Annotated in this window: 22 protein-coding genes; 15 read left to right on the top strand and 7 right to left on the bottom strand. The window is 65.5% G+C overall.

The window, feature by feature from the left end:
* Positions 1 to 8 precede the first annotated feature (8 nt).
* Positions 9 to 434: a MarR family winged helix-turn-helix transcriptional regulator gene (locus CH276_RS02090; protein WP_254924271.1), complete on the bottom strand. Its 426-nt coding sequence runs from the start codon at positions 432 to 434 to the stop codon at positions 9 to 11.
* A gap of 146 nt (positions 435 to 580) precedes the next feature.
* Between CH276_RS02090 and CH276_RS02085 the strand changes: the two genes are divergently transcribed.
* The 8 genes from CH276_RS02085 to CH276_RS02050 all read left to right on the top strand — a co-directional run bounded on the left by CH276_RS02085 (position 581) and on the right by CH276_RS02050 (position 12,076).
* Complete coding sequence (locus CH276_RS02085) at positions 581 to 2,329, top strand: ABC transporter ATP-binding protein (protein WP_094631064.1); 1,749 nt, start codon at positions 581 to 583, stop codon at positions 2,327 to 2,329.
* A gap of 10 nt (positions 2,330 to 2,339) precedes the next feature.
* A complete protein-coding gene (locus tag CH276_RS02080; protein ID WP_254924272.1) occupies positions 2,340 to 2,999 on the top strand; it encodes an IMPACT family protein in 660 nt (219 codons plus the stop codon).
* A 165-nt stretch (positions 3,000 to 3,164) separates the two neighbouring features.
* Positions 3,165 to 3,644: a single-stranded DNA-binding protein gene (locus tag CH276_RS02075; protein ID WP_094631065.1), complete on the top strand. Its 480-nt coding sequence runs from the start codon at positions 3,165 to 3,167 to the stop codon at positions 3,642 to 3,644.
* Positions 3,645 to 3,760: 116 nt separating this feature from the next.
* A complete protein-coding gene (gene ettA / locus CH276_RS02070) occupies positions 3,761 to 5,440 on the top strand; it encodes an energy-dependent translational throttle protein EttA (protein WP_032394612.1) in 1,680 nt (559 codons plus the stop codon).
* A gap of 1 nt (position 5,441) precedes the next feature.
* Positions 5,442 to 5,852 carry an acyl-CoA thioesterase gene (locus CH276_RS02065; RefSeq protein WP_045194574.1) on the top strand — a complete coding sequence of 137 codons (411 nt, stop codon included), beginning with the start codon at positions 5,442 to 5,444 and terminating at the stop codon, positions 5,850 to 5,852.
* Positions 5,853 to 5,992: 140 nt separating this feature from the next.
* Positions 5,993 to 10,831 (top strand): NAD-glutamate dehydrogenase, encoded by a 4,839-nt coding sequence (locus CH276_RS02060; RefSeq protein WP_094631066.1) that lies wholly within the window; start codon positions 5,993 to 5,995, stop codon positions 10,829 to 10,831.
* 98 nt (positions 10,832 to 10,929) lie between these two features.
* Complete coding sequence (locus CH276_RS02055; RefSeq protein ID WP_052049348.1) at positions 10,930 to 11,394, top strand: acyl-CoA thioesterase; 465 nt, start codon at positions 10,930 to 10,932, stop codon at positions 11,392 to 11,394.
* Positions 11,387 to 12,076: a hypothetical protein gene (locus tag CH276_RS02050; RefSeq protein WP_045194580.1), complete on the top strand. Its 690-nt coding sequence runs from the start codon at positions 11,387 to 11,389 to the stop codon at positions 12,074 to 12,076. Before CH276_RS02055 ends, CH276_RS02050 begins: the two co-directional genes overlap by 8 nt.
* Here CH276_RS02050 and CH276_RS02045 read toward each other — a convergent pair.
* Positions 12,073 to 13,656, bottom strand: coding sequence for a glycoside hydrolase family 13 protein (locus tag CH276_RS02045; protein WP_094631067.1), 1,584 nt, complete (start codon positions 13,654 to 13,656; stop codon positions 12,073 to 12,075). The genes CH276_RS02050 and CH276_RS02045 overlap by 4 nt on opposite strands.
* Positions 13,657 to 13,868: 212 nt before the next feature.
* On the opposite strand from CH276_RS02045, the gene CH276_RS02040 reads away from it, so the two are divergent.
* Entirely contained in the window at positions 13,869 to 14,336 is a 468-nt protein-coding gene (locus CH276_RS02040; RefSeq protein WP_032394784.1) for a cupin domain-containing protein, read from the top strand.
* A gap of 18 nt (positions 14,337 to 14,354) precedes the next feature.
* Here the strand turns inward: CH276_RS02040 and CH276_RS02035 are convergent, their stop codons facing one another.
* Positions 14,355 to 14,750: a globin gene (locus CH276_RS02035; protein WP_032394607.1), complete on the bottom strand. Its 396-nt coding sequence runs from the start codon at positions 14,748 to 14,750 to the stop codon at positions 14,355 to 14,357.
* Positions 14,751 to 14,801: 51 nt separating this feature from the next.
* Positions 14,802 to 15,761 carry a mechanosensitive ion channel family protein gene (locus tag CH276_RS02030; protein ID WP_045199538.1) on the bottom strand — a complete coding sequence of 320 codons (960 nt, stop codon included), beginning with the start codon at positions 15,759 to 15,761 and terminating at the stop codon, positions 14,802 to 14,804.
* Positions 15,762 to 15,992: 231 nt separating this feature from the next.
* Here CH276_RS02030 and CH276_RS02025 point away from each other — a divergent pair, with 231 nt between their 5' ends.
* The 3 genes from CH276_RS02025 to CH276_RS02015 all read left to right on the top strand — a co-directional run bounded on the left by CH276_RS02025 (position 15,993) and on the right by CH276_RS02015 (position 17,451).
* Positions 15,993 to 16,655, top strand: a complete 663-nt coding sequence (locus CH276_RS02025) for an HNH endonuclease (RefSeq protein WP_176459074.1) — start codon at positions 15,993 to 15,995, stop codon at positions 16,653 to 16,655.
* An 81-nt stretch (positions 16,656 to 16,736) separates the two neighbouring features.
* The gene (ctaJ, locus tag CH276_RS02020) at positions 16,737 to 16,988 is read left to right on the top strand and encodes an aa3-type cytochrome oxidase subunit CtaJ (RefSeq protein WP_094631068.1); all 252 of its coding nucleotides are present in this window, start codon (positions 16,737 to 16,739) and stop codon (positions 16,986 to 16,988) included.
* Positions 16,975 to 17,451, top strand: coding sequence for a DUF5130 family protein (locus CH276_RS02015; protein WP_032394604.1), 477 nt, complete (start codon positions 16,975 to 16,977; stop codon positions 17,449 to 17,451). Before ctaJ ends, CH276_RS02015 begins: the two co-directional genes overlap by 14 nt.
* Before the next feature lie 91 nt (positions 17,452 to 17,542).
* On the opposite strand, the gene pepN is transcribed toward CH276_RS02015, so the two are convergent.
* The gene (pepN, locus tag CH276_RS02010) at positions 17,543 to 20,116 is read right to left on the bottom strand and encodes an aminopeptidase N (RefSeq protein ID WP_094631069.1); all 2,574 of its coding nucleotides are present in this window, start codon (positions 20,114 to 20,116) and stop codon (positions 17,543 to 17,545) included.
* Positions 20,117 to 20,274: 158 nt separating this feature from the next.
* Between pepN and CH276_RS02005 the strand changes: the two genes are divergently transcribed.
* Positions 20,275 to 20,892 (top strand): mycothiol-dependent nitroreductase Rv2466c family protein, encoded by a 618-nt coding sequence (locus CH276_RS02005; RefSeq protein WP_045194585.1) that lies wholly within the window; start codon positions 20,275 to 20,277, stop codon positions 20,890 to 20,892.
* Between the two features lie 61 nt (positions 20,893 to 20,953).
* Here the strand turns inward: CH276_RS02005 and CH276_RS02000 are convergent, their stop codons facing one another.
* Positions 20,954 to 21,616, bottom strand: a complete 663-nt coding sequence (locus tag CH276_RS02000) for a DUF429 domain-containing protein (RefSeq protein ID WP_094631070.1) — start codon at positions 21,614 to 21,616, stop codon at positions 20,954 to 20,956.
* A gap of 16 nt (positions 21,617 to 21,632) precedes the next feature.
* Between CH276_RS02000 and CH276_RS01995 the strand changes: the two genes are divergently transcribed.
* Entirely contained in the window at positions 21,633 to 22,112 is a 480-nt protein-coding gene (locus tag CH276_RS01995) for a ribose-5-phosphate isomerase (RefSeq protein ID WP_032379225.1), read from the top strand.
* The gene (locus tag CH276_RS01990; RefSeq protein WP_032394602.1) at positions 22,113 to 22,907 is read left to right on the top strand and encodes an Fpg/Nei family DNA glycosylase; all 795 of its coding nucleotides are present in this window, start codon (positions 22,113 to 22,115) and stop codon (positions 22,905 to 22,907) included. It abuts the gene before it with no gap.
* Here CH276_RS01990 and CH276_RS01985 read toward each other — a convergent pair.
* On the bottom strand, positions 22,904 to 23,680 hold the full coding sequence (locus tag CH276_RS01985) for a hypothetical protein (RefSeq protein WP_032394601.1): 777 nt from the start codon (positions 23,678 to 23,680) through the stop codon (positions 22,904 to 22,906). The genes CH276_RS01990 and CH276_RS01985 overlap by 4 nt on opposite strands.
* Between the last annotated feature and the right edge of the window lie 41 nt (positions 23,681 to 23,721).

The following is a 23,721-nucleotide window of genomic DNA, read 5'->3' as shown; positions in this document are numbered from 1 at the left end:
CCTTCGGGTCAGTCCGTCTCGGCGATCTTGCTCAACAGTCGGTTCAGCTCGACGCGTTCCGCAGGCTCCAGGCCGTCGAACATGTCCGAGGACACCTGACGGCGTGCGTCGTCGATCCGGTCCAGCAGCGCACGGCCGGTGTCGGTCAGCTCGACCAGGACGGCTCGCCGATCGCTCGGATCCTGTTGCCGCGTCACCAGATGCGCCGCCTCGAGGGAGTCGACGATGTCGGTGGCCGACCGCGCCACGATCCGCAGGTGTTCGGCCAAATCGCGTAGTCGCACGGACTCGGGCTCGCGCGCCAACACGTGCAGGGCTCGGCTCTGCGAAGGATTGAGGCCGAACGGTTCCAATGCAGCCATGTGGCTGCGTCGGATGCGCCGCGCAACGGCCATGAACGAATCGCTCAGGTTGGGCGAGTGTCCGGTTTCCATGCAACGGATCATAGCGACGGTTGTTGGTTACCTCATAGTGAGGTAGCCTCTGCATATCACTTCGGTGACCCCGCACTTCAGCTACCACGGAGGTCTACTTGGAAAGCCGACCCGAACGTTCTCTCCTCGCGTCCGATCCAGCACCCGTGCGCCGAGTCCTGGCTCTGTTCACGCCCTACCGCCGCAAGATCGCCGCCGTCAGCGCGATCATCGTCGTCAGCGCGATCATCGCGCTCGCGTCCCCCTTGCTTCTTCGCGAACTCCTCGATCATGCGATACCCGACCGCGACGTCACGCTCGTCAGCTTCATCGCACTCGGCATGATCGCAGTTGCAGTCGCCACCAACACTCTCGGCGTCGTACAGACCTGGATGTCCAACGGCGTCGGTCAACGACTCATGCACGATCTTCGCGTCCAGGTCTACTCGCACCTGCAACGCCAATCCCTCGGGTTCTTCGCGCGCACCCGCACCGGCGAGGTCCAATCACGTATCGCCAACGACATCGGCGGCATGCAATCGGTGGTCACCAACACCGCCACGTCCATCGCGCAGAACGCCACGACCGTTGCCGCTACGGTGGTCGCACTCTTCCTGCTGGACTGGAAGCTCGCCACGTTCTCGTTGATCATCCTGCCGGTCTTCGTCCGTGTCGCCCGCCGCATCGGCGACGAGCGGCGCAAGATCTCCACGAAACGACAGAAGTTGCTCGGCGACCTGTCGGTGCAGATCGAGGAATCACTGTCGGTCAGCGGCATTCTGCTGGGCAAGACCACCGGTTCCGCCCAGGCTCTGACCGACAAGTTCGCCGCCCGGTCCCACGAGGTCGCGGGCGTCGAACTCGCGGCGATGATGGCCGGAAAATGGCGAATGGCCACCATCCAGATCAGCTTCGCCGTCATGCCTGCACTGGTGTACTGGTTCGCCGGCATCACCATCGGGCAGGGGAGCGCGCTGACGATCGGCACCCTCGTCGCGTTCACCGCTCTGCAGACCCAGTTGTTCCGGCCCACCATGCAGTTGCTCAACACCGGTGTCGAGGTGCAGGCCTCGCTCGCCCTGTTCGGTCGCGTGTTCGAGTACCTCGATCTACCGATCGACGTGGCCGAGCCCGCCCACCCGGTGGCACTGCCCCGGGAGACCGTCCGCGGCGACGTCGCATTCCGCGGTGTCGACTTCACCTACGCCGCGGCGACGGTTCCGACCTTGAGCGACATCGACCTCGAGGTCCCGGCCGGAAGCACTCTCGCCCTGGTCGGTGCCACCGGATCCGGTAAGACGACCCTGGGCTATCTCGTTGCGCGGCTGCACGATCCGACGGCCGGAACGGTGACCATCGACGGCATCGATCTGCGGGAGCTCGCGTCGGAGACGATCGCGGACCTGGTCGGCGTCGTCTCCCAGGAGACGTACCTGTTCCACGCCACCATTCGAGAGAACCTGCGATTCGCCAAACCCGACGCCACCGACGAGGAGATCGTCGCGGCGGCTCGCACGGCGCAGATCCACGACTTCATCGACGGCCTCGACGACGGCTACGACACCATGGTCGGCGAGCGCGGGTACCGCTTCTCGGGCGGTGAGAAGCAGCGCATCGCGATCGCCAGAACGGTGCTGCGCAACCCTCCGATCCTGGTGCTCGACGAAGCGACCAGTGCTCTGGACAATCGCACCGAACGCGCAGTGCAAACCGCGCTCGACGGCCTGATGGAGGGGCGAACGACCATCCTCATCGCGCATCGACTGTCCACGGTGCGCTCCGCGGACCGCATCGCAGTACTCGACCACGGCGTCGTTCGCGAGGTCGGAACCCACGAGTCCCTGCTCGAGAACGACGGCATGTACGCCCAATTGGTCCGTGCCGCAGACGATGTCGTGGACAGTGTGGCTGCATGAGAGTGACCGGGTGACCCCACTGCGCACCATCGCGAGCCGAGTCGAGTGCGAGACCGACGTCAAGAAGTCCAGGTTCGTCGCCGTCGTCGATCGCGCGAGCACCGAAGCGGAGGCGCGGGCGGTGATCGCCGCAGCTCGCAAGGCCGATCCTGCTGCCGGACATCACTGTTCGGCGTTCATCGTCGACGCGTCGTCCACCGACCTGCGCGTCGACACCGCGGGTGAGGCACAACGAGTCGAGCGGTCCAACGACGACGGTGAACCCGGTGGCACGGCAGGTACACCGATGCTCGACGTGCTCCGCGGCCATCACCTGACCAACGTCGTCGCGGTCGTCAGCAGATACTTCGGCGGAACCAAGCTGGGCACCGGCGGACTGGCGCGTGCCTACGGCGGCGCGGTGACCGAGGCCCTGTCCGGAGCGACGTTCCTGACCCGGGAGCGACGCGAGATCATGACGCTCGAACTCGATCACGCCGAGGTCGGCCGGGTGGAATCGGAACTGCGGGGGCACGGAGTCCTGGTGGTCGGCACCTCCTACGGCGCGTGCGCGGTACTGACCGTCGCGGTGCCGGACGCCGATTCGACTGCGGCGCTTGTTGCTTCGCTCACTGCGGGCCGCGTGGTTCCCGTGCTCGACGGCCACACGTACGCCGAAATTCCCGACTAGCACACCTCCCCGACATTCTCGGCTCTCACGGACCCCGATTCCGGCCGTTCATCCACAGACCGGGCAGTTGTCCACATTTCGCCGACTCGTTCACCGCGGACGTTCTCCGCGTAGCAGTCTCGAACTCGATCGCAATCACGCGACATCGATCGAGGGGAAGACAGCATGTACGAAGCACAATGCGCCGTGGTCGGCACGGTCATCACCAATCCCGTCAAGCGCTCCACGCCCACCGGCGACGAGGTCCTCAGCTTCCGGATGGCCAGCAACGCCCGACGGCAGGACCGCAACACCGGCGAATGGACCGACGGTGGAACCCTCTACCTGACGGTCACGTGCTGGCGTCGCCTGGTGCGCGGCGTCGGGGCGTCGCTGATGAAGGGCGACCCGATCATCGCCTACGGACAGCTACGCACCAACGAGTACACCAATCGTGACGGAGTCGAACGCGCAGATCTCGAGATGCGGGCCAGTGCCGTCGGACCGGATCTCGCGCGCTGCAACGTCTCGATCCACCGGACGCGAGCGGTGGCATCCGACGCTGCGACGGACGGCGATCCGGGAGCGACCGAACCCGTGGACGCGGATGAGGATCGCGATCACGACCGCATCGACGACGACGTGCGCGAGTCCGTTCCGGCCTGACGCAGACCCGGGACCCGCCGTCCGCGCTGCATCGGAACCTACGATCGGGTGTGGACGGCGGCTGCGCCCTCGGGCGGTGGTGCCGGAGACTCGCTCGCACCGATAAGCTGGGCGTCATGGCTGAATTCATTTACACCATGAAGAAGGTGCGCAAGGCGCACGGCGACAAAGTCATCCTCGACGACGTGACGATGAGCTTCTATCCGGGAGCGAAGATCGGCGTCGTCGGCCCCAACGGCGCCGGTAAGTCCAGCATCCTCAAGATCATGGCGGGAATCGATCAGCCCGGAAACGGTGAGGCGTTCCTCGCTCCCGGTGCCTCGGTCGGCATCCTCATGCAGGAACCGGTCCTCGACGACACCAAGACCGTTCGTGAGAACGTCGAGGACGGCCTCGGCGAGACGATGGTCCAGCTCAAGCGGTACAACGAGATCGCCGAGCTGATGGCCACCGACTACTCCGACGAGCTGATGGAAGAGATGGGCGAGCTGCAGGAAAAGCTCGACCACGCCGATGCCTGGGAGATCGACTCCCAGCTCGAACAGGCGATGGACGCGCTGCGCTGCCCGCCGCCCGAGTCGCCTGTCACCAACCTCTCCGGTGGTGAGAAGCGTCGCGTGGCGCTGTGCAAGCTGCTGCTGAGCAAGCCGGACCTGCTGCTGCTCGACGAGCCGACCAACCACCTCGACGCCGAGAGCGTGCTCTGGCTCGAGCAGCACCTGGCCGCGTACTCGGGTGCAATTCTCGCCGTCACACACGACCGGTACTTCCTCGACCACGTGGCGCAGTGGATCGCCGAGGTCGACCGCGGACACCTGTACCCGTACGAGGGCAACTACTCCACGTACCTGGAGAAGAAGGCCGAACGCCTCGAGGTATCGGGCAAGAAGGACCAGAAGCTGCAGAAGCGCCTCAAGGATGAGCTCGCCTGGGTTCGCTCCGGTGCCAAGGCGCGTCAGGCCAAGAGCAAGTCTCGTCTGGCTCGTTACGACGAGATGGTGGCCGAGGCCGAGAAGACCAGGAAGCTCGACTTCGACGAGATCCAGATCCCCAACCCGCCGCGCCTCGGCGACGTCGTGGTGGAGGTCAAGAGCCTGGACAAGGGCTTCGACGGCCGCGTGCTGATCAAGGATCTCTCGTTCACGTTGCCCCGCAACGGCATCGTCGGCGTCATCGGCCCCAACGGTGTCGGTAAGACGACGCTGTTCAAGACGATCGTCGGGCTCGAGGAGCCGGACGGCGGTGAGGTCAAGATCGGACAGACGGTCAAACTCAGCTACGTCGACCAGAACCGGTCGGGTATCGACTCGAAGAAGACGGTGTGGGAGACGGTCTCCGACGGCCTCGACTTCATCACCGTCGGCAACTCCGAGTTCCCGTCCCGCGCGTACATCAGTTCGTTCGGGTTCAAGGGTCACGATCAGCAGAAGCCTGCAGGAGTTCTGTCCGGCGGTGAGCGCAACCGTCTGAACCTGGCGATGACACTCAAGCAGGGCGGCAACCTGATCCTGCTCGACGAACCGACCAACGACCTCGACGTCGAAACACTCGGATCGCTCGAGAACGCTCTCGAGGAATTCCCCGGTTGCGCCGTGGTCATCTCGCACGACCGGTGGTTCCTGGACCGCACCTGCACGCACATCCTGGCCTGGGAAGGTGGCTTCGGCGACAACGAAGCCGCGTGGTACTGGTACGAGGGCAACTTCGAGGGCTACGAGGCCAACAAGGTCGAACGCCTCGGACCCGACGCGGCCCGTCCGCATCGCGTCACACACCGGAAGCTGACCAGGGACTGACGTGGCAGGAAAGACCTTCACCTGCACGCTCCAGGTGCGGTGGGGAGATTCCGATCGCCTCGGCCACGTCAACAACACCCGCTTCGTCGAATACCTCCAGGAAGGCCGCGTTCAGTTTCTGAACGCGGTCCTGGGAGGCTCGAAGCAACGGGGTGCGGCCGTGGTCCGAAAGCTCGTCACCGATTTTCTGCACCCGATTCTCGACGACTCCGGACCGTTGACGATCGAGCTGTGGGTCACGCGTATCGGGACCACCTCCTACGGCGTCCGGCACGTTGTGACCGACCGCGACGGAAAAGTGTGCGCGGATGCCGAGGCGACGATGGTCGCGTTCGATCTCGCCACCTCGTCGTCGCGTCCTCTGGACGAGCACGAGCGGGGACTGCTCACCGAGTACCTGCACGTCGAATAGAGCCGTCGCGCAGTTCGCCACGCGCTGGGTCTGCGAGGTCACTGCGGTATCGGGGTGTTCGACACTAAGGTCGAGTAGTCATCGACGACCGGCGATCGGCGGGCGTCGGGAAAATCCTCACGAGGGAGTACTCGAACACCATGCCACGCTCGCTGGACCTGCCCGACAACGATTGGGCCGACGGGCTCGACGACCGACTCCTGGCCGAGCTGGCGACCCTGCGTGCCGAGTACTTCGAGCACGTGGACACGACGGCCGTCGGAGCGTCCGCGCACAGCCCCGACACCACCTCCTTTCATCGGCACGTCCGGTTGGCCGCGCAGCGGCGTCCCGAGACCGCGAACGTGGCGGTTCACCGACCGAGTGAGTCGAGTTCTGCCGCACATCGGGCCGCGGGCAGCTACCTGCAGATTGTCACCGACGACATGCCGCTCCTCGTCGAATCGGTCATCTCGCTGCTCTCCCGACTCGGCATCGAGTACACCGACGTGGTTCATCCCATCCTCTCGGTGGCCCGCGACGGCGACGGCAAGCTGACGGGCCTGACCGCCGACGGTCGACGCGAATCCTGGATTCACGTTCAGCTGCATCCCGCCACGTCCGAGGACGCGCTCGCCCGCGTCGAGTCGGAGGCGCGCCGGGTGTTGGCCGACGTGCGTCAGGTGGTCGGCGACACCGATCGAATGCGTCGGGTGCAGGCCGAAGTCGCCGATCTGCTCGACGGAGCGGCCCAGCGGGCCGGTGATCCGGAGTCCGACATCGCCGTCGATCATTGCGACGCCGCCGCGTTGCTGCGTTGGCTGGGCGACGGCCATTACACGCTCCTCGGCTACCGCCGCTACCGGATCGACGGAGTCGACGGCGCACGGACGGCCACCGGCGACGAGTCGAGCAGTCTCGGTGTCCTGCGCGACGCGGCGCACGAGGTGGACGGCTCGGAACCCCTCGGTCAGCGCGATCTGGTGACCCTGACGCAGGGTGCGAGTCCGGCCACGGTGCACCGCGCGGTCTACCCCTACTTCGTGAGTGTTCTCGACAACGAGAACTCCGCCGAGCACCGCTTCGTCGGCGTCTTCACCGTCACGGCGCTGCACGAGAACGTGCTCGACATTCCGGTGATCGAGCGTCGGGTTCGATCGGTGATCGCCCGCGCAGGCCACGATCTCGGGTCGTTCTCCGGTCAGGCGATGCTCGAGGTGCTGCAGTCGATGCCGCGCTCGGAACTGTTCGCCACCTCTGCGGCCTGGCTGTTCGAGACCGCGAGTGCTGTTCTGGCACTTGGTCGTCGGCGCAAGGTCAAACTGTTCGTCCGGCCCGACGCCAGCGGCTCCTTCGTCTCCGCCCTGGTGTACCTGCCGCGCGATCGTTACACCACCCGTGTGCGTCTCGCCATCCAGGATCGGTTGCTCCGCGAACTCGGTGGTACCTCTCTCGACTACACAGCGCGCGTGACGGAATCGGACCTGGCGCTGTTGCACGTGACCGTTCGTCGCGCACCGGGAACGGCGTCGACGGAGCTCGGTGCCGAGGACATCACCCGGATCGAGGCGGCGCTGACCGAGACCACCAGAACCTGGGAGGATTCCCTCGGCGACGCAGTCTCGCTCGACCGTACGGTCGACCCGCTGCGGATTCAGCGGTACACCGAGGCGTTCCCCGAGGCCTACAAGCAGGATTTCAGTCCGGCTCGGGCGGTCACCGACATCGCGCGCCTCGAAGGGCTCGGTGCCGAGTCGATCGACATGCAGCTCTACCGCAACGAGCAGTCCGCCGTTGGCAGTTGGCGGTTCTCGTTGTACATCGGCGGCGCGGGCGTCTCGCTGTCGCAGGTGCTGCCCATTCTGCAGAGCCTCGGCGTCGAGGTCGACGATGAACGACCGTACCCCGTGGTTCGGCCGGACGGAATGTCTTGCTGGATATACGATTTCGGACTCTCCGCCTCGCGCGAGATGCTGCGCTCGGCAATCGACGGTGACATCGATGCGGAATTGTCCGAGGCAGGCACCGCCGATCGTGAGAGCCGAGTGCAGCACCGGTTCACCGACGCGTTCGCGGCGGTGTGGAGCGGCGCGGCCGAGGCAGACCGGTTCAACGAGCTGGTCATGCGCGCGGGCCTGCACTGGCGGCAGGCCGTGGTGTTGCGCGCCTACGCGAAGTATCTGCGCCAGGCCGGTTTTCCCTACAGTCAGTTCAACATCGAAGGTGTGCTGCTGACGCATCCGCGCACCGCTCGGCTGTTGGTCGGGTTGTTCGAGGCGCAGTTCGATCCCGAGGCGAGCTCGGAGGAGAACGCGCAGTCGATCGGCACCCAGCTGGGGGAACTGATCGACGAAGTCGTCAGCCTCGATGCCGACCGAATCCTGCGCAGCATGTTCGAGCTGATTCGCGCGACCTTGCGAACCAACTACTTCGTGGTGGGAGTCGACGGCGAACATCGCGAGTACCTCTCGCTCAAGTTCGACCCGCAGTCGATCGCCGAATTGCCCAAGCCGAAGCCGAAGTTCGAGATCTTCGTGTACTCACCCCGCGTCGAAGGTGTGCACCTGCGGTTCGGGGCCGTGGCCCGCGGCGGACTGCGCTGGTCGGATCGACGTGAGGACTTTCGGACCGAGATCCTCGGACTCGCCAAAGCCCAGATGGTCAAGAACGCCGTCATCGTGCCGGTCGGAGCCAAAGGCGGATTCGTCGTCAAGCGGCCCCCCATCGTGACCGGTGACGCCGATCGAGATCGTCAGGCCCATGCCGAGGAAGGCAAGGCCTGCTATCGGCTGTTCATCGCCGGGTTGCTCGACATCACCGACAATCTCGACCGTGCCACCGGAACGGTGACGGTTCCCACCGGCGTCGTACGCCGCGACGGAGACGACACCTACCTCGTCGTTGCCGCGGACAAGGGCACCGCGACGTTCTCCGACATGGCCAACGACGTGGCCGCGAAGTACGGCTTCTGGCTCGGCGACGCCTTCGCCTCCGGTGGTTCGGCCGGCTACGACCACAAAGCCATGGGCATCACCGCCAAGGGTGCGTGGGAGAGCGTCAAACGCCACTTCCGTGAGCTCGGAATCGACACGCAGAGACAGGATTTCACCGTCGTCGGTGTCGGCGACATGAGCGGGGACGTGTTCGGCAACGGCATGTTGCTCAGCCGGCACATTCGCCTGCTCGCCGCGTTCGATCACCGGCACATCTTCCTCGATCCCGACCCCGAGCGTGAGTCCTCGTTCGCCGAGCGGGAGCGGTTGTTCGCACTGCCGCGGTCGTCGTGGGCGGACTACGACACCTCGCTCATCAGTGCGGGCGGTGGAGTGTGGGAACGGACCCGCAAGTCCGTCCCGATCAGTGCGGCCGCACGTGCCGCCTTGGGGCTGGGCGATTCCGTCGACGCGCTGTCTCCGCCGGAGCTGGTGAACGCAATCCTTCGGGCCCCGGCCGATCTGCTGTGGAACGGCGGAATCGGCACGTACATCAAGGCATCGACCGAGACCAATGCCGAGGTCGGCGACAAGGCCAACGACATGGTCAGGGTCGACGGAATCGACGTCCGCGCCGCAGTGGTGGGGGAGGGCGGCAACCTCGGAGCCACCGCCCTGGGCCGCATCGAATACGCCGCTGCCGGAGGCAAGATCAACACCGACGCCGTGGACAACTCGGCGGGTGTCGACTGCTCCGATCACGAGGTCAACATCAAGATCCTGTTGGAAACGGCCATCACCAACGGCAACCTGGCGCGCGAGGATCGAGACGAGCTGCTCGCGTCCATGACCGACGAGGTGGGCAGATTGGTGTTGTGGGACAACATCATGCAGAACGAGCTGCTCGGCACATCGAGGTTCGACGCACCGAGCCTGGTCACGGTGCACAGTCGGGTGATCGAGGATCTGGAAGTGCGCCGCGGACTCGACCGAGAGCTCGAGGCGCTACCGACCGAGGCGGACCTGCGTCGACGCAAGCAGGACGGCCGAGGATTGACCTCGCCGGAACTGGCGACGTTGATGGCTCACGTGAAGTTGGCGTTGGAAGCGGAGTTGCTCGACAGCGAACTCCCCGACAGCGACGTTTTCGCTCCGCGGCTACCCAAGTACTTCCCCGAGCCGCTGCGCGAGCCGTATGCCGACGCGATCACCGCACATCCGCTCCGGCGGCAGCTGGTGGCCACGACGCTGGCCAACGAGGCCATCGACTGCGGCGGCATCACGTTCCCCTACAGATTGACCGAGGATTCGGGTGCGGCAGGCACCGATGCCATTCGCGCGTTCGCGGCCGCCACCGAGATATTCGGACTCGACGAGGTGTGGAACTCGATCAGGGCCGCGGACGTGCCGACAGCGGTCTCGGCCGAACTGTTGCTCGAGTCGCGCCGCATGCTCGACCGCGTCTCGCGGTGGCTGCTCGCCAACCGTCCCCAGCCGCTGGCCGTCGGAGCCGAGATCAGCCGGTACGCCGGCCAGGTGCGGGCACTGCAACCGTCGGTGTCGACGTGGATCTCCGGGCATCAAGCCAGCGACCTGGACTCGCGATCGGCTGCGGCGATCGAACGCGGCGCGCCGGCCGACCTGGCTCGTCGGATCTACGGGTTGCTCGACGTGTACTGCCTGCTCGACATCATCGACATCGCCGACATCGTGGATCGGGACGGAGCCGAGGTCGCCGAGCTCTATTTCGCCCTGGACGCGCACATCGGTATCGACTGGTTGCTCACTGCCGTCTCCAAGCTGGCTCGTGGAGATCGCTGGCACTCGTTGGCGCGCTTGGCCCTTCGCGACGACCTGTACTCCTCTCTCCGGGGAATCACGCAGGCCGTACTGGCAGGCGGCGAGCCGGAGGAGTCGGTAGCGGAGAAGATCGCGGAATGGGAGTCGACCAACTCGTCCCGGCTCGCGAGGTCTCGCGCGGCATTGACCGAGATCGCCGAGTCGGGAACCCTCGACCTGGCCACCCTGTCGGTCGCTGCCCGACAGGTGCGCAACATGGTGCCGTGACCGACATGGTGCCGTGATCGACACGGTGTCATGACCTTCCGCACCACGTCGCAACTGCCGAAAACGACGACACTCGACCGAGAAGAGGGATTGACCACGTGAGTGTGCCCGACGCCCATCTGTCCGACCAGCGACCTGCAACCGCGCGAGTGGGCTTCCATGCCACCGTGGACGTGCGGTGGTCGGACATGGATGTGTACCAACACATCAACCATGCCCGGATGGTCACTCTCCTCGAAGAGGCCCGCATTCCGTGGCTGTTGGTGGACGGGAGGCCCACGGCGAACCTGCGTCACGGAGCGGTGATCGCGGATCTGCACGTGAAGTATCGAGGCCAGCTCCGGCACGAGGACGGCCCCCTCGATGTCTTCATGTGGATCGATGCGGTGCGGGCGGTGGACTTCGTCGTCGGCTACGAGGTGCGGGCCAGGGGTGCCTCGCTGGACACCCCTGCCGCCGTCGTGGCCTCGACGCAGATCGCGGCGTTCGACATCGATGCGCAGCGGTTGCGTCGACTCACCCCGACCGAGCGCGAGTTCTTGATGAGCTGGCAGCGTGTATGAGCGCGTACTGACCGTTCCCGACGCGGTCGAGCGGGAGAACCTCGCGACGTTCTGCAGCAGGGCGCTGCGTCTGGACGAAGCTGCGGTGATCCGTATGCGGACCCGAGCGGGTGGCGGTGTTTCGTGTTGGGCAGCAACGGGTTTCGATGCGCTGGCAGCGCGGGTGATCACCGGAACCGTGGTGCCCGACGACACCAGTGCCGGTGCCGACGTGTTGGTTGCGGCGGCGGCGCAGGCGGTCGACGGTGTGATCGACCCGGGGTTCTCGATGGATTCCGCGTGGCGCGGTGCCCTGCCGCCGGACGGCGGATTCGACCATCTCGACGATGTGCCCGCCAGGGTGCTCGTGGGGCTCGCGCAACGCGGCGTCGCACTGGCCAAGGAGCACGGCAGCAGCCACGGCCCGCCGAGTTCGTTGCTCGAACAGGAAGTTCTCCACGTCGCCGGTGACGCCGACGACGTGTCGATCTCCATGCGGACGGTGTTCGCCCTCACCGCAATGGGTTTCGTTCCGCACAGTGGCAGCGATCCGTTGACCGTCGACATCGACCCGGATCGAATCGCACCCGACGAGGTCGTTCGGGTGCGCGTGTCGAAGGTGTGGCTACGCCTCGATGCCCGCTACGGGTCGATCTTCGCTCGTCGGGCGGGACAGCAGTTGTCGCTCACCGTCGAGCGTTAGACGAGCCACGCAGCAGCGTTCGCCGGAAGTTTGCCGTCCACCAGCGGGGCACTGGCCAGCAGCAACTCGCCGGGAGGCAGCGGGATCGACTCCTCCGACGCGTTCAGGGCACAGATCAGACCCCCGCTTCGGCGAAACGCCAGGCAGCCGGGAGGTGATCCGTACCAATCGATTCCGGTGCCGGTGAATTCCGGACGCAGCGCCCGCAGTTCGAAGGCCGTCCGGTAGAGGCTCAGCATCGAATCGACGTCCTCGAGTTGCGCCTCGGCGGTGTACCCGTCCCACTCCGGCGGGATCGGCAACCAGGTTCGATCCGTGGAGGAGAATCCGAAGGGCGGTGAGTGTCCCTCCCAGGGCATCGGCACCCGACAGCCGTCTCGGCCACGTTCGGCATGCCCGGATCGCTCCCACACCGGATCCTGCAACGCGCTGTCGGGCAATTGCACGTTGGGCAACCCGAGCTCGGCACCGTTGTACACGAAAATTGTTCCGGGAAGGGCCAATTCGACGAGAATCATGGCGCGGGAGCGCGCCCGACCCCGGTCCCCACCGCCGTACCGGGTGACTTCGCGCTCGACGTCGTGGTTCGACAATGTCCACGTGGGAGTTCCGGCGACCAGTTCGACAGCGGCGAGGGAATTGGAGATGGCGTCGCGGATGGTCGACGCATCGAAATCGACACTGGCCAGCCGGAAGTTGAAGCCCAGGTGCAGCTCGTCGGGCCGGATGTATTCGGAGAACCGCACGTTGTCCTGCACCCAGATCTCGCCCACGGTCACCGCGTCGGGGAATTCGTCCATGACGGCTCTGATGCGTCGATGCAGCTCGTGGACCCTAGGGTTGTTGAATCGGGGATCGTCGTCGTCGTTCTTCATCAACGCGTTCAGTTCGAGACTCATGTCGGCCAGGTCCATCGGTTTGGCCATACCGTGCGCCACGTCGAGTCGGAAGCCGTCGACGCCGCGGGAGAGCCAGAATCGCAGGGTGCGCGCGAAGTCCTCGAACACCTCGGGATTGTCCCAGTTCAGATCCGGCTGCTCGGGCGCGAAGATGTGCAGGTACCACTGGCCGGGGGACCCGTCGGGCTCGGTGATGCGGGTCCAGGCCGGGCCACCGAAGATGCTCGGCCAGTTGTTCGGTGGCTGCGAACCGTCGTCACCCCGTCCGTCTCGAAAGATGTAGCGGGCTCGTTCGGCACTACCGCGCGTAGCTGTGAGGGCCGATCTGAACCACGGGTGCTCGCTGCTGGTGTGATTGGGCACCAGATCCATCGTGACCTTGATGTCGCGCGCATGAGCCTCGTCGACCAACGCGTCGAAGATCTCCAGGTTGCCGAACAAGGGGTCGATGTCGCGAGGATCGGACACGTCGTACCCGTGATCGGCCATGGGCGACCGCGTGATGGGTCCGATCCAGACGGCGTCGATACCAAGCAGTTCGAGGTAGCCGAGCTTGTCCCGAATTCCGTCGAGGTCACCGATGCCGTCACCGTTGGAGTCCGCGAACGACCGGGGATAGATCTGGTAGAAGACGGCGTCCTGCCACCACAGCAGCTCGGAGCTTTCGATCGGATCGGTCACAAGGGGCAATAGTGCCAAACGATCGGCCGCGGAACGATTCAGGGGCGTTGGGGCACAGCGGGAGGCAGGAAGTCAGGTCAACGAACAGTAAAGCTTTGTGCTCATTCACATGACCGACTCGTGCCGTTTCGTTGAGAAAGTGTTGTATGTTTCTGCTCTGGCAACCAGTAGCGGCGGAAGCCGCGCCCGACGGTGAGGACGCGACGGAAACCATGATCACTTCGACCATCGAAGCCGTACGACTCGGCGACATCGCGCTCGACGACAGCCCCATCGAACCCACCTGGATTCTCGAAGGAAACCCGCAGGCGCGCCTCGCCGAGTGGTCGAAGAGCATCGACGGCACTACCACCACCAACGTATGGGACTGCACTGCGGGACGTTTCCGTTGGTACTTCGCCGTCGACGAGATCGTGCACATCATGGACGGTTCGGTGACCGTGTCCAGTGACGACCACGCACCGCGCACCCTGCTCCCGGGTGATGCTGCACTGTTCCGTGCGGGCACCTGGTCGGAGTGGCACGTCGAGAACTACGTACGCAAGCACGCCATTCTGCGCCAGCATCTGCCGGCACCCGTGAGTTTCGCCCTCAAGGTGGCCGGTTCCGTTCGCGCCCGCATGGGCAACCTCAGGGCCGCCGCCGGCGGCAAGAGCCCGCAGCGGGTCGGATCGCTGTAACCCGCTGCGCTGCCGCCGTCAGATCGCCGAGTTCATCATCGAATTGGCGGCCATCTCCATGTAGTCGATCAACTGTGCTCGGTGCGCGGAGTCCATGACCTTCGGGTCGATCGACGCGATCGCGATGTGCATGCAGCGAAGCCACGCGTCCCGCTCCATCGGTCCGATCCGAAACGGGTTGTGTCGCATCCGCAATCGAGGATGGCCGCGCTCGTCGGAATACGTCCGCGGACCGCCCCAGTACTGTTCGAGGAACATCCGCATCCGCCGTTCGGCCGGTGCCAGATCCTCCTCCGGGTACAACGGGCGCACAATCTCGTCCTTGGCGACTTCCTCGTAGAACTTCGCCGTGAGTGACCGGAACGTCTCGGCACCGCCTACCGCGTCGTAGAACGTCTGCTGCGGTTCGGTCATCACACTCTCTCTGTTCGTTCCTGGTCGGCGTCGCTCACCATCATGGTCTGTTCAGTTGCCGCGCTCGGCCACGACCCCACCCGGGCGACCCAGTGCGTACGGTGCCTTGATGTCGGCATCGTCGAATGCCTGGAGTATCTCCTGGTGGAGTCGGCGCTGCACGGCCCACTGGCGGCCGGGGCGGGTCTTGATCGTGATGCGGATGGTGACCGTGTCGGCGCTGACCGCATTGACCCCGAGCATCTCGGGCGGTTCGAGAATGTCGTCGGCGAAGTCTTTGGACTCCACCACCTTCAGCGTGGTGCGTTCGGCGACTGCGCGGGCCTCGTCGATGTTGGCCGTGTGGGACACGGGCAGATCGAGAACGGCGACCGCGAAACCCTGACTCATGTTGCCCACGCGCAGCACCTCGCCGTTGCGGCAGTACCAGACCGTGCCGTTGACATCCCTGATCGTCGTGACGCGTAGCCCCACGCTCTCGACGGTGCCGGTCGCTTCACCGAGGTCGACGACGTCACCCACCCCGTACTGGTCCTCGAGGAGCATGAAGATGCCCGACAGGAAGTCTCGAACCAGGTTCTGGGCACCGAAGCCCAAGGCGACACCGACGATGCCCGCCGAGGCGATGAACGGAGCGACATTGACCCCCGCCACATCGAGCACCGAGAGCACGAACCACGTGAGAATCATGACCGAGACCGCCGACTTGAGCACCGAGCCGATCGTGTTGGCCCGTTGTTTGCGACGCTCGTTGAGAATCGCACCCTTGACGGTGCTCGACGACCGGTCGCGGAGCGGACGCAACAGCATCGGAGACTTCCCGACGTTGTTGCGGGTGAATCGGTCGATCAGTTTGTGCAGGACCAGTCGCAGCACGATGGCGAGGACCAGATAGCCCAGAGCCTGCAGCGGACGATCGACCAACCAGTCGCGTCCGGTCTCCGTCAACTCGAAAGCTCGGGTGTCGAGATCTCGCAACAGTGACGGGTCGGGAAGGGACGATGCGGACAGGAAGGTTGATACGGACACCCGAAAAGTCTACGGAGACGTCGAGATCTCGCCAGTCACGCTGCGCATGGAGCCGCCGATCGTCGATCGTGAACGCGAGGACGCGAGATGTTCACCGTTCGGCAACAGAAAATGCCGAGAAAAAGGCTGTGCGTGGACGGTGTATTCGTGTTCCACTGTCACTCGTGTTCCACGCAAGCCATGCGCGGGCGCCGACTGTCTCTGGAGCAACGCATGAAGAACTCGCAACACCGCCATCGACAACTCCCGCCCACTGAGGGCCGCACCACGCACGACCAGCGTGAGACGGCCTCGGGGGCTTCTCCGCTGCGTGTGGTGCCGACGGCTCACACCGCCACGGGCGACGACGCCGTTCCGGCGTGGGTCAAGCGCCGTGTGCTGCTCCTCAATGCCACATTCGAACCACTGACCGCGCTTCCGATGCGCCGGGCGGTGGTTCTTCTCGTTTGTGGGAAAGCCGACGTGGTGCACGACGATCCGGAGGGCCCGTTCATTCGGTCTGCGGACTTCTCGGTCCAGGTGCCGTCGGTGATCAGATTGCGGACGTTCGTCCGTGTTCCGTACCGAGCGCGAGTGCCGATGACCCGCGCCGCGCTGATGCACCGCGATCGGTTCCGGTGCGCGTACTGCGGAAGCAAAGCCGAAACCGTCGACCATGTGGTCCCGCGTAGTCGCGGAGGTGGCCACTCGTGGGAGAACTGCGTCGCTTGCTGCGCCTCGTGCAACCATCGCAAGGCGGACAAATTGCTCAGTGAGATCGGCTGGACACTGCGCGCCCAGTTGGTGCCGCCCAAGGGTCCGCACTGGCGACTGTTGGCGACGACCAAGGAGCTCGACCCGACGTGGCTCGCGTACCTCGGTGAGGGTGCTGCCTGACGCGGTCGGGTCCGCACATTTCGGTCACAACACCGGCCCCGACGTGGTCCGACGCGCAATTGTCGACTAACGTCACACCCCGTGAGCATTTTTGAGACCACGCTGATATTCGGGGTGATTCCGGTTGCGGTGATCGGACTCCTCGGCGCGTTGTCCTACTTGACCGACAAGCAGCCCGGTATGGACGTTCCGCCCTACCGACTGACGGACGAGTGGACGCGCGAGCCATTGCTGTGGAGTGCTACGGACGAGGTGACTCCTTTCGGAGGCCACGGTTCGCGCGACGCCGACACAGCCGACTCGATCGGAGGTTCCGCAAGTGGCAAGTGGTGAACTCGTCCGCAGTGACGTCAGAGAAGAAGACCTGCCTTTCGGGGCTGCGCTCACCTCGAGCGGCCGTGTCTCGGCGGCTCACGAGTTCGGGACCGCCAATCCCGAGCACCTGCCGTTCGCCACGCAGGACCTGGTTGCGCTCGACGACGCACTCACCCAAGCGATTCGGCAGACCAAGATCCGGTTCAACGTCTACATCGGTGATCTCGGCGTCGATCCGGCCGCGGGTGCGGATTCGGTGTTCCCCGGGACTCCCGATGCCGTTCGTTCGGTGCTGATCGCCGTCGACCCCAATCGGCACGCACTCGAGATCCGCACCGGCAAGCGAGTGTCCAACCGAGCGACCGACCGGGTCGCACAGTTGGGTGTCACCGCGGCCCTCGGCCCGTTCCGCGACGGAAACCTCATCGACGGTCTGGTCACCTCCGTCCGGGTGATGGCCGCGTCCATCCTGAGCCCCTAGCTCCCTTCCTCCCGACCGCGCTCGTACGACGAGGGCCGGTTGCTCCACCTCCGGGTGGAGCAACCGGCCCTCGTCGTCGGTGCCGTCGAGATCAGCTCGCGTCGAACTCCCGTGCAGCGAGAGCCCGAACGATTCCGGCCCGGCCCTCGATCACCAGGCGTCGGAGCGCGGGCGGTAGGTCGCCGTCGAGGAATCCGTCCGCCGCAGCGAGGGAGTCCTCCGAGATCGACCAGGACGGGTACAGGCCCACCACGACGGTCTGCGCGACCTCACTCGAACGACGCGCCCAGACACCTTCGATGGCGTCGAAATAGCGGGCGACGTACGGTTCGAGCAGCTCGCCCTGACCTGGTCCGGCGAAGCCGCCGATGATCGAGCGGGCCGTGATGTTGGGAACCGCATCGTCGTCCACCACTGTCGTCCAGGCCTGCTCCTTGACCTCCGCGCTGGGCCGAGCGGCTCGTGCAGCCGCTGCCGACCGGGCTCCGGCGGCAGTGTTGTCCCTGGCCGCCTCGGCGTCGATCACCGGCGAGTCCAGGCCGTCGGCGTCGATCGCACCGGCACCGGCCAGCGCCGTGACGATGCGCCAGCGCAGATCGGTATCCACGCCGAGGCCGTCCAGCGACTGCCCCTCCACATCACCGTCGAGCAGTGCCCTCAGCACGTCGATGTGACGGTCGCCGAGCTCGGTGCCGGTGAGAGCATTGACGAATGCCAGCTGGTGATCCGAGCCTGCTTCGGCGCTGCGCGCCAGGTCGAGCAGTGCATCGGCGAACTCGGGGGTACCGTGCTCGGCCGCCCATGCCGGGTCGGCGTAGCTGGAGATTGCGGTCTGGGCCTGCAGCAGAAGTCGTTGCACCACACCCACTTCCGTCTCAGCGCCGATTCCCCGCTGGACGAGGGCCACGAAGTCTCGCGCCTTCATCTCGGCGGATCGAGTCATCTCCCAGGCCGCCGACCACGCGAGGGTGCGGGGGAGTGGCTCGGCGATGTCGGCGATTCGAGAGAGAAGGACATCGAGCGAATCCGGGTCGAGTCGCACCGCGCAGTACGTCAGGTCGTCGTCGTTGACCAGGACGAGCTTGCCGCGCGAGACGCCGACCAACGCATCGACGGTCGTCGACTCGGCAGCGTCGAGGTCGAGTTCGACGCGGTCGGTGCGCACCAGCTTGCCGTCGACGTCGTCGTAGATTCCCACCGCGATGCGGTGCACGCGATGCTCGCCCGCACCCGGGGCAGCACCGGTCTGCAGCACCGAGAAGCGGGTGAACTTGCCGTCGGCGTCGACGTCGAAATCCGGGCTCAAGGTGTTCAGGCCGGTGGTGCGCAGCCACTGGGCACCCCAGTCGGAGAGATCGCGTCCCGACGACTTCTCCAGAGCGGCAAGCAGATCCGAGAACGTGGCGTTGGCGAAGGCATGATCGACGAAGTACGCCCGCAATCCGGCGAGGAAGTCCTCCTTGCCGACGTACGCCACCAGTTGCTTGAGCACACTCGCGCCCTTGGCGTAGGTGATGCCGTCGAAGTTGACCTCCACGGCCGCGAGATCGGGAATGTCGGCGGCGATGGGGTGCGTCGACGGCAACTGGTCCTGACGGTAGGCCCAGGCCTTCTCGACGTTGGCGAAAGTGGTCCACGCGTTGGTGTACTCGGTTGCCTCGGACTGGCACAGCACCGAGGCGAACGTCGCGAACGACTCGTTGAGCCACAGGTCGTCCCACCACGTCATGGTCACCAGGTCGCCGAACCACATGTGTGCCATCTCGTGCAGCACTGTCTCGGCGCGCCGTTCGTACGAGTACCGCGTCACCTTGGACCGGAAGACGTAGTCCTCGAGGAACGTGACGGCACCCGCGTTCTCCATGGCACCGGCATTGAACTCGGGCACGAAGAGCTGGTCGTACTTGCCGAACGCGTAGGGAGTGCCGAAGTTCTCGTGGTAGAAACCGAAGCCCTGCTTGGTCTCGGTGAACAGGCGCTCCGCGTCCATGTGCTCGGCAAGTGAAGCGCGGCAATAGATTCCGAGGGGAATGGTGCCGTGGTCGTCGGTGTACGAGTCGGTCCACTCCGCGTAAGGTCCGGCGATCAGTGCGACGAGGTAGGTGCTCATCAACGGTGTCGTGTCGAACACGTGCTCGCCCGCCGCAGGCTCGGCGGCGTGCGCGGCATTGGAGATGACCGTCCAGCTCTCCGGCGCGGTGACCTTCAGATCGAAGGTGGCCTTGAGATCGGGCTGATCGAAGCAGGCGAACATACGCTTTGCATCGGCGGTCTCGAACTGCGAGTACAGGTAGACCGTGCCGTCCGACGGGTCGACGAAACGGTGCAGTCCCTCGCCCGTGTGCGAGTAGACGCAGTCCGCATCGATGACGAGTTCGTTGTGCTCGGCCAGATTCTCGAGCGCGAGGCCGGTCGACTCGTCGTAGTCGGCGGTATCGAGATCGGTGCCGTTGAGCGTCGCGGAGCGGATCGTGCTCGCGATGACGTCCACGAAAGTCGACGCCCCGGCGGTGGCCGCGAACGTGATGGTGGTGAGCGAGCGGAAGGTCTTCTCGCCCGGATTGCCCTCGCCGTCGGTGAGATCGAGAACGATCGCGTACTTCGTTTCCCCGATGATCGCCGAACGCTCGGAGGCTTGGTCACGCGTCAGGTTGGGAGCAACCACTTCAGTCGACACCTCTTCGTGTAGTTATGGATAGTGCCTTCCATCCCATCACGTCACGCGTACCCCTCGCTGGCCGACGGGCCGTGCGGAATGTCTGCGCGGTGGGCGGTTGTTACGCAATGAAGAGACGTTGACCTCGACTTCCAAGGAGTAGGACAGTGGCCGGTTCAGGACAGAAAGACACTGCGGATTTTTGGTTCGACCCACTGTGCCCGTGGTGTTGGATCACCTCGCGGTGGATTCTCGAGGTGCAGCAGGTGCGAGACATCGACGTGAACTTCCACGTCATGAGCCTGGCAGTGCTCAACGAGGGCCGCGATCTGCCCGAGGAATACGCCGCGATGATGAAGAAGGCCTGGGGGCCGGTTCGGGTGGCGATCGCCGCAGCCAAGCTGAAGGGCGACGAGGTTCTCGCCCCGCTGTACGCGGCCATGGGAACGCGAATTCACAACGAGGGCAACAAGGATTTCGACGTCGTGATCTCGGAGTCGCTCGCGGAACTGGATCTGCCCGGTGACCTTGCGAAGGCCGCCGAGAGCACCGACTACGACGAGGACCTGCGGACCAGTCATCACGCGGGCATGGACAAGGTGGGGCCCGATGTCGGCACCCCGACCATCCACGTCAACGGCGTGGCTTTCTTCGGCCCCGTGCTCTCCCGAATCCCGCGCGGTGAAGAAGCAGGCAAGCTCTGGGACGCGTCGGTGATCTTCGCGTCGTACCCGCACTTCTACGAGCTCAAGCGCACCCGCAACGAGGACCCACAGTTCGACTGATCGCATGACCCTCGTGCGCGGAAATTCGTACCCTGCTACGAGTTTCCGCGCACGGGGTTCGTCAGGCGACGATCCGATCCGAGCTGTCCTCGGTACCGAACGTCCGATGCTCGCCGACGTGAAACCGCCTCGCCGACCACGCCGCTGCGGCCGCGTCGAGAACATCGTCGACGGCGGGTCCGGGCGGCAGATCCGCGAGATCGAGGTGTTCTTGCCAGCGCATCAGGGTGGACAAACGCTGCCCGGCGCCTCGACCGGACTTCTTCGACGCGAACGTCGTCGTCGGTGACATCGCCCGGAACGAGCATTCGGGATGTACCTCGACGTACCGGTCCCGGTCGAAGTCGGCATCGAGCCAGGCCTTCACGGACGGCAGGATGTGCCACGTCTGCTTGCTGATCGCCTTGCCGGTGAGTTGCCGAGACACCGCACACGCTTCGGGATACGACTCGGCGGCGAGCACGTCGACGACCGGCGTGTGGAAGATCGAGCTCCTCGCCGTTCCGAGAAACCTCTTGGCCTCCAGTTCGCTGACGCGATAACCGCCCCGGGGCAACGACAGCGGCATGTCGACTCCCACTCGTGCGCAGTCCCGAGTCACCTCGAGCACGTCGGCCACCGACGCGCAACCGGTCCACGTCAGCGTGGTCCCGGCCGAGATCGCGACCACCCATGCGCCCTTCGCGCCGTCCACACCGGCGAATTTCTCGGCTTCGGAGTTCACCTGTCAGACTCTAGGCATGCGCGTATACCTGGGTGCCGACCACGCCGGCCTCGAGTTCAAGAATCAGATCATCGAACACCTGACGGCGACCGGGCACGAGCCCGTCGACTGCGGTGCCTTCGACTACGACCCCGTCGACGACTACCCGGCATTCTGCATCGACGCAGCACGCCGCGTAGTCGCCGATCCGGGTAGCCGCGGCCTGGTGCTCGGCGGTTCCGGAAACGGCGAGCAGATCGCCGCCAACAAGGTGCCCGGCGCTCGCTGTGCGTTGGCGTGGAGCGTCGAGACCGCGAAGTTGGCCCGCGAGCACAACGACGCTCAGCTCATCGGCATCGGCGGCCGCATGCACACGCTGCCCGAAGCCCTCGCGATCGTCGACGCCTTCCTCGGTACCCCGTTCTCGGGCGAGGAGCGCCACCAGCGTCGCATCGACATCCTGTCCGAGTACGAGCGCAGTGGCGAGGCACCCGAGGTGCCGGGAAAGCCCGCATAGGTGCCCGAGGGTCACACTCTGCACCGACTGGCTCGGTTGCACGGACGTCGGTTCGGCGGGGCACCGGTTCGGGCGAGCAGCCCACAGGGGCGGTTCGCCTCCGGTGCCGCGCTGATCGACGGCCTCGTCCTCGAGAAGGCCGAGGCCTGGGGCAAGCATCTGCTGCATCGGTACGAGTCCGATCTGATCGTTCACATCCATCTCGGTCTGTACGGGAAGTTCACCGAACAGGCTGTGCCGCTGGACGATCCGGTCGGTGCCGTGCGATTGCGCATGGTGGGGGAGAAGTACGGTGTCGACCTGCGCGGCCCCACCGCCTGCGAGATCTACACCGAGGAGCAGGTCGACGCCCTGGTGGCGCGCCTGGGACCGGACCCGCTGCGTAAGGACGCCGATCCGGACGCAGCGTGGGCGCGAATCTCCAAGTCGCGCACGGCAATCGGCACGTTGCTGATGGATCAGAAGGTGCTCGCCGGAGTCGGCAACGTCTACCGCGCCGAGATCCTGTTCCGGCACGAGATCAACCCCATGCGGCCCGGCAAGGACCTCGATCGAGCCGAGTGGGATGCGATCTGGTTCGACCTCGTCGACCTCATGGCGATCGGTGTCCGACGCGGGCGCATCATCACCATCCGGCCCGAGGACGATCACGGCGACACTTACGGTGCACGGCGACCGCGGTCCTACGTCTACCGCAGGCAGGGGTATCCCTGCCGGGTGTGCGGAGCCGACATCCTGCACTCGGTGATGCAGGCTCGAAACCTGTTCTGGTGCCCGGTCTGTCAGGCGACCTAGAACCCGCCGAAGTCGCCCCCACCGCCGAAGTCGGCTCCGCCGTCGAACATGCCCCCGCCGCCGTCGTCCATCGCACCGTATTCGGTGTCGCCGCCGGAGTAGTCGTCGCCGCTGCCCCCGTCGGAACCGTCGGCCCCCATGTCTTCGCCTGCCGCGGTCTCCTCCGGCACCCCGGCCATGCCGGAGAACATCGCCGAGAACAGGAACATCGAACCCATTCCCCATGCACCTGCCACCAAGGCCGGCCGCCACCACGGCTCGGAGTACCAGCCCGCGGGTACCGGACGACCCGCGACTCGGCCACCGGGGTAGTAGTTCGGGGTGCGATCGGACGGATCCGGCGATGCCGCGATCTCACGGCCCTCGAAGTCGACCTTGCGATCCTCGGTGACTCGACCCGCCTGCTGCTGGCCGTCGATGCCCTGGACCTCCGGGCCCGGGTCCATGCCCATCGCCAGGCGGGCGGCGCGGATGTAGTAGAGACCCTCGAGCGCCGTCTGCTTGGCCAGTCGGGCCTGTTCGGGGGTAGTGGCCTGGTCGATCTGCGAACCGGCGGCGATGTTGCGTTCGGATGCGTCGGCCAGGGCCTGCTTGGAGGCGGTGTCGGTGCCGATCAGGTTGTAGACCTGGCCGCCGAGACGCTCGATCGACTGCCGGGCATCGGCCTTGGCGTCGGCCAGCGCGGTTTCGGCGGCCGCGGCCGAGTTCTTCTTGCTTCGCAGCACCAACAGGGCCACTGCGGCGATGACGATGACGATCAGGACGATTTCCACTGCGGACCTTCCGCCGACGATGCATGCCCGGTTCGTACGGA

Source organism: Rhodococcus sp. 06-470-2 (assembly GCF_002258235.1).
In the GTDB taxonomy this organism is placed as follows: Bacteria; Actinomycetota; Actinomycetes; order Mycobacteriales; family Mycobacteriaceae; genus Rhodococcoides.
This window is presented reverse-complemented; position numbering and strand designations above follow the sequence as displayed.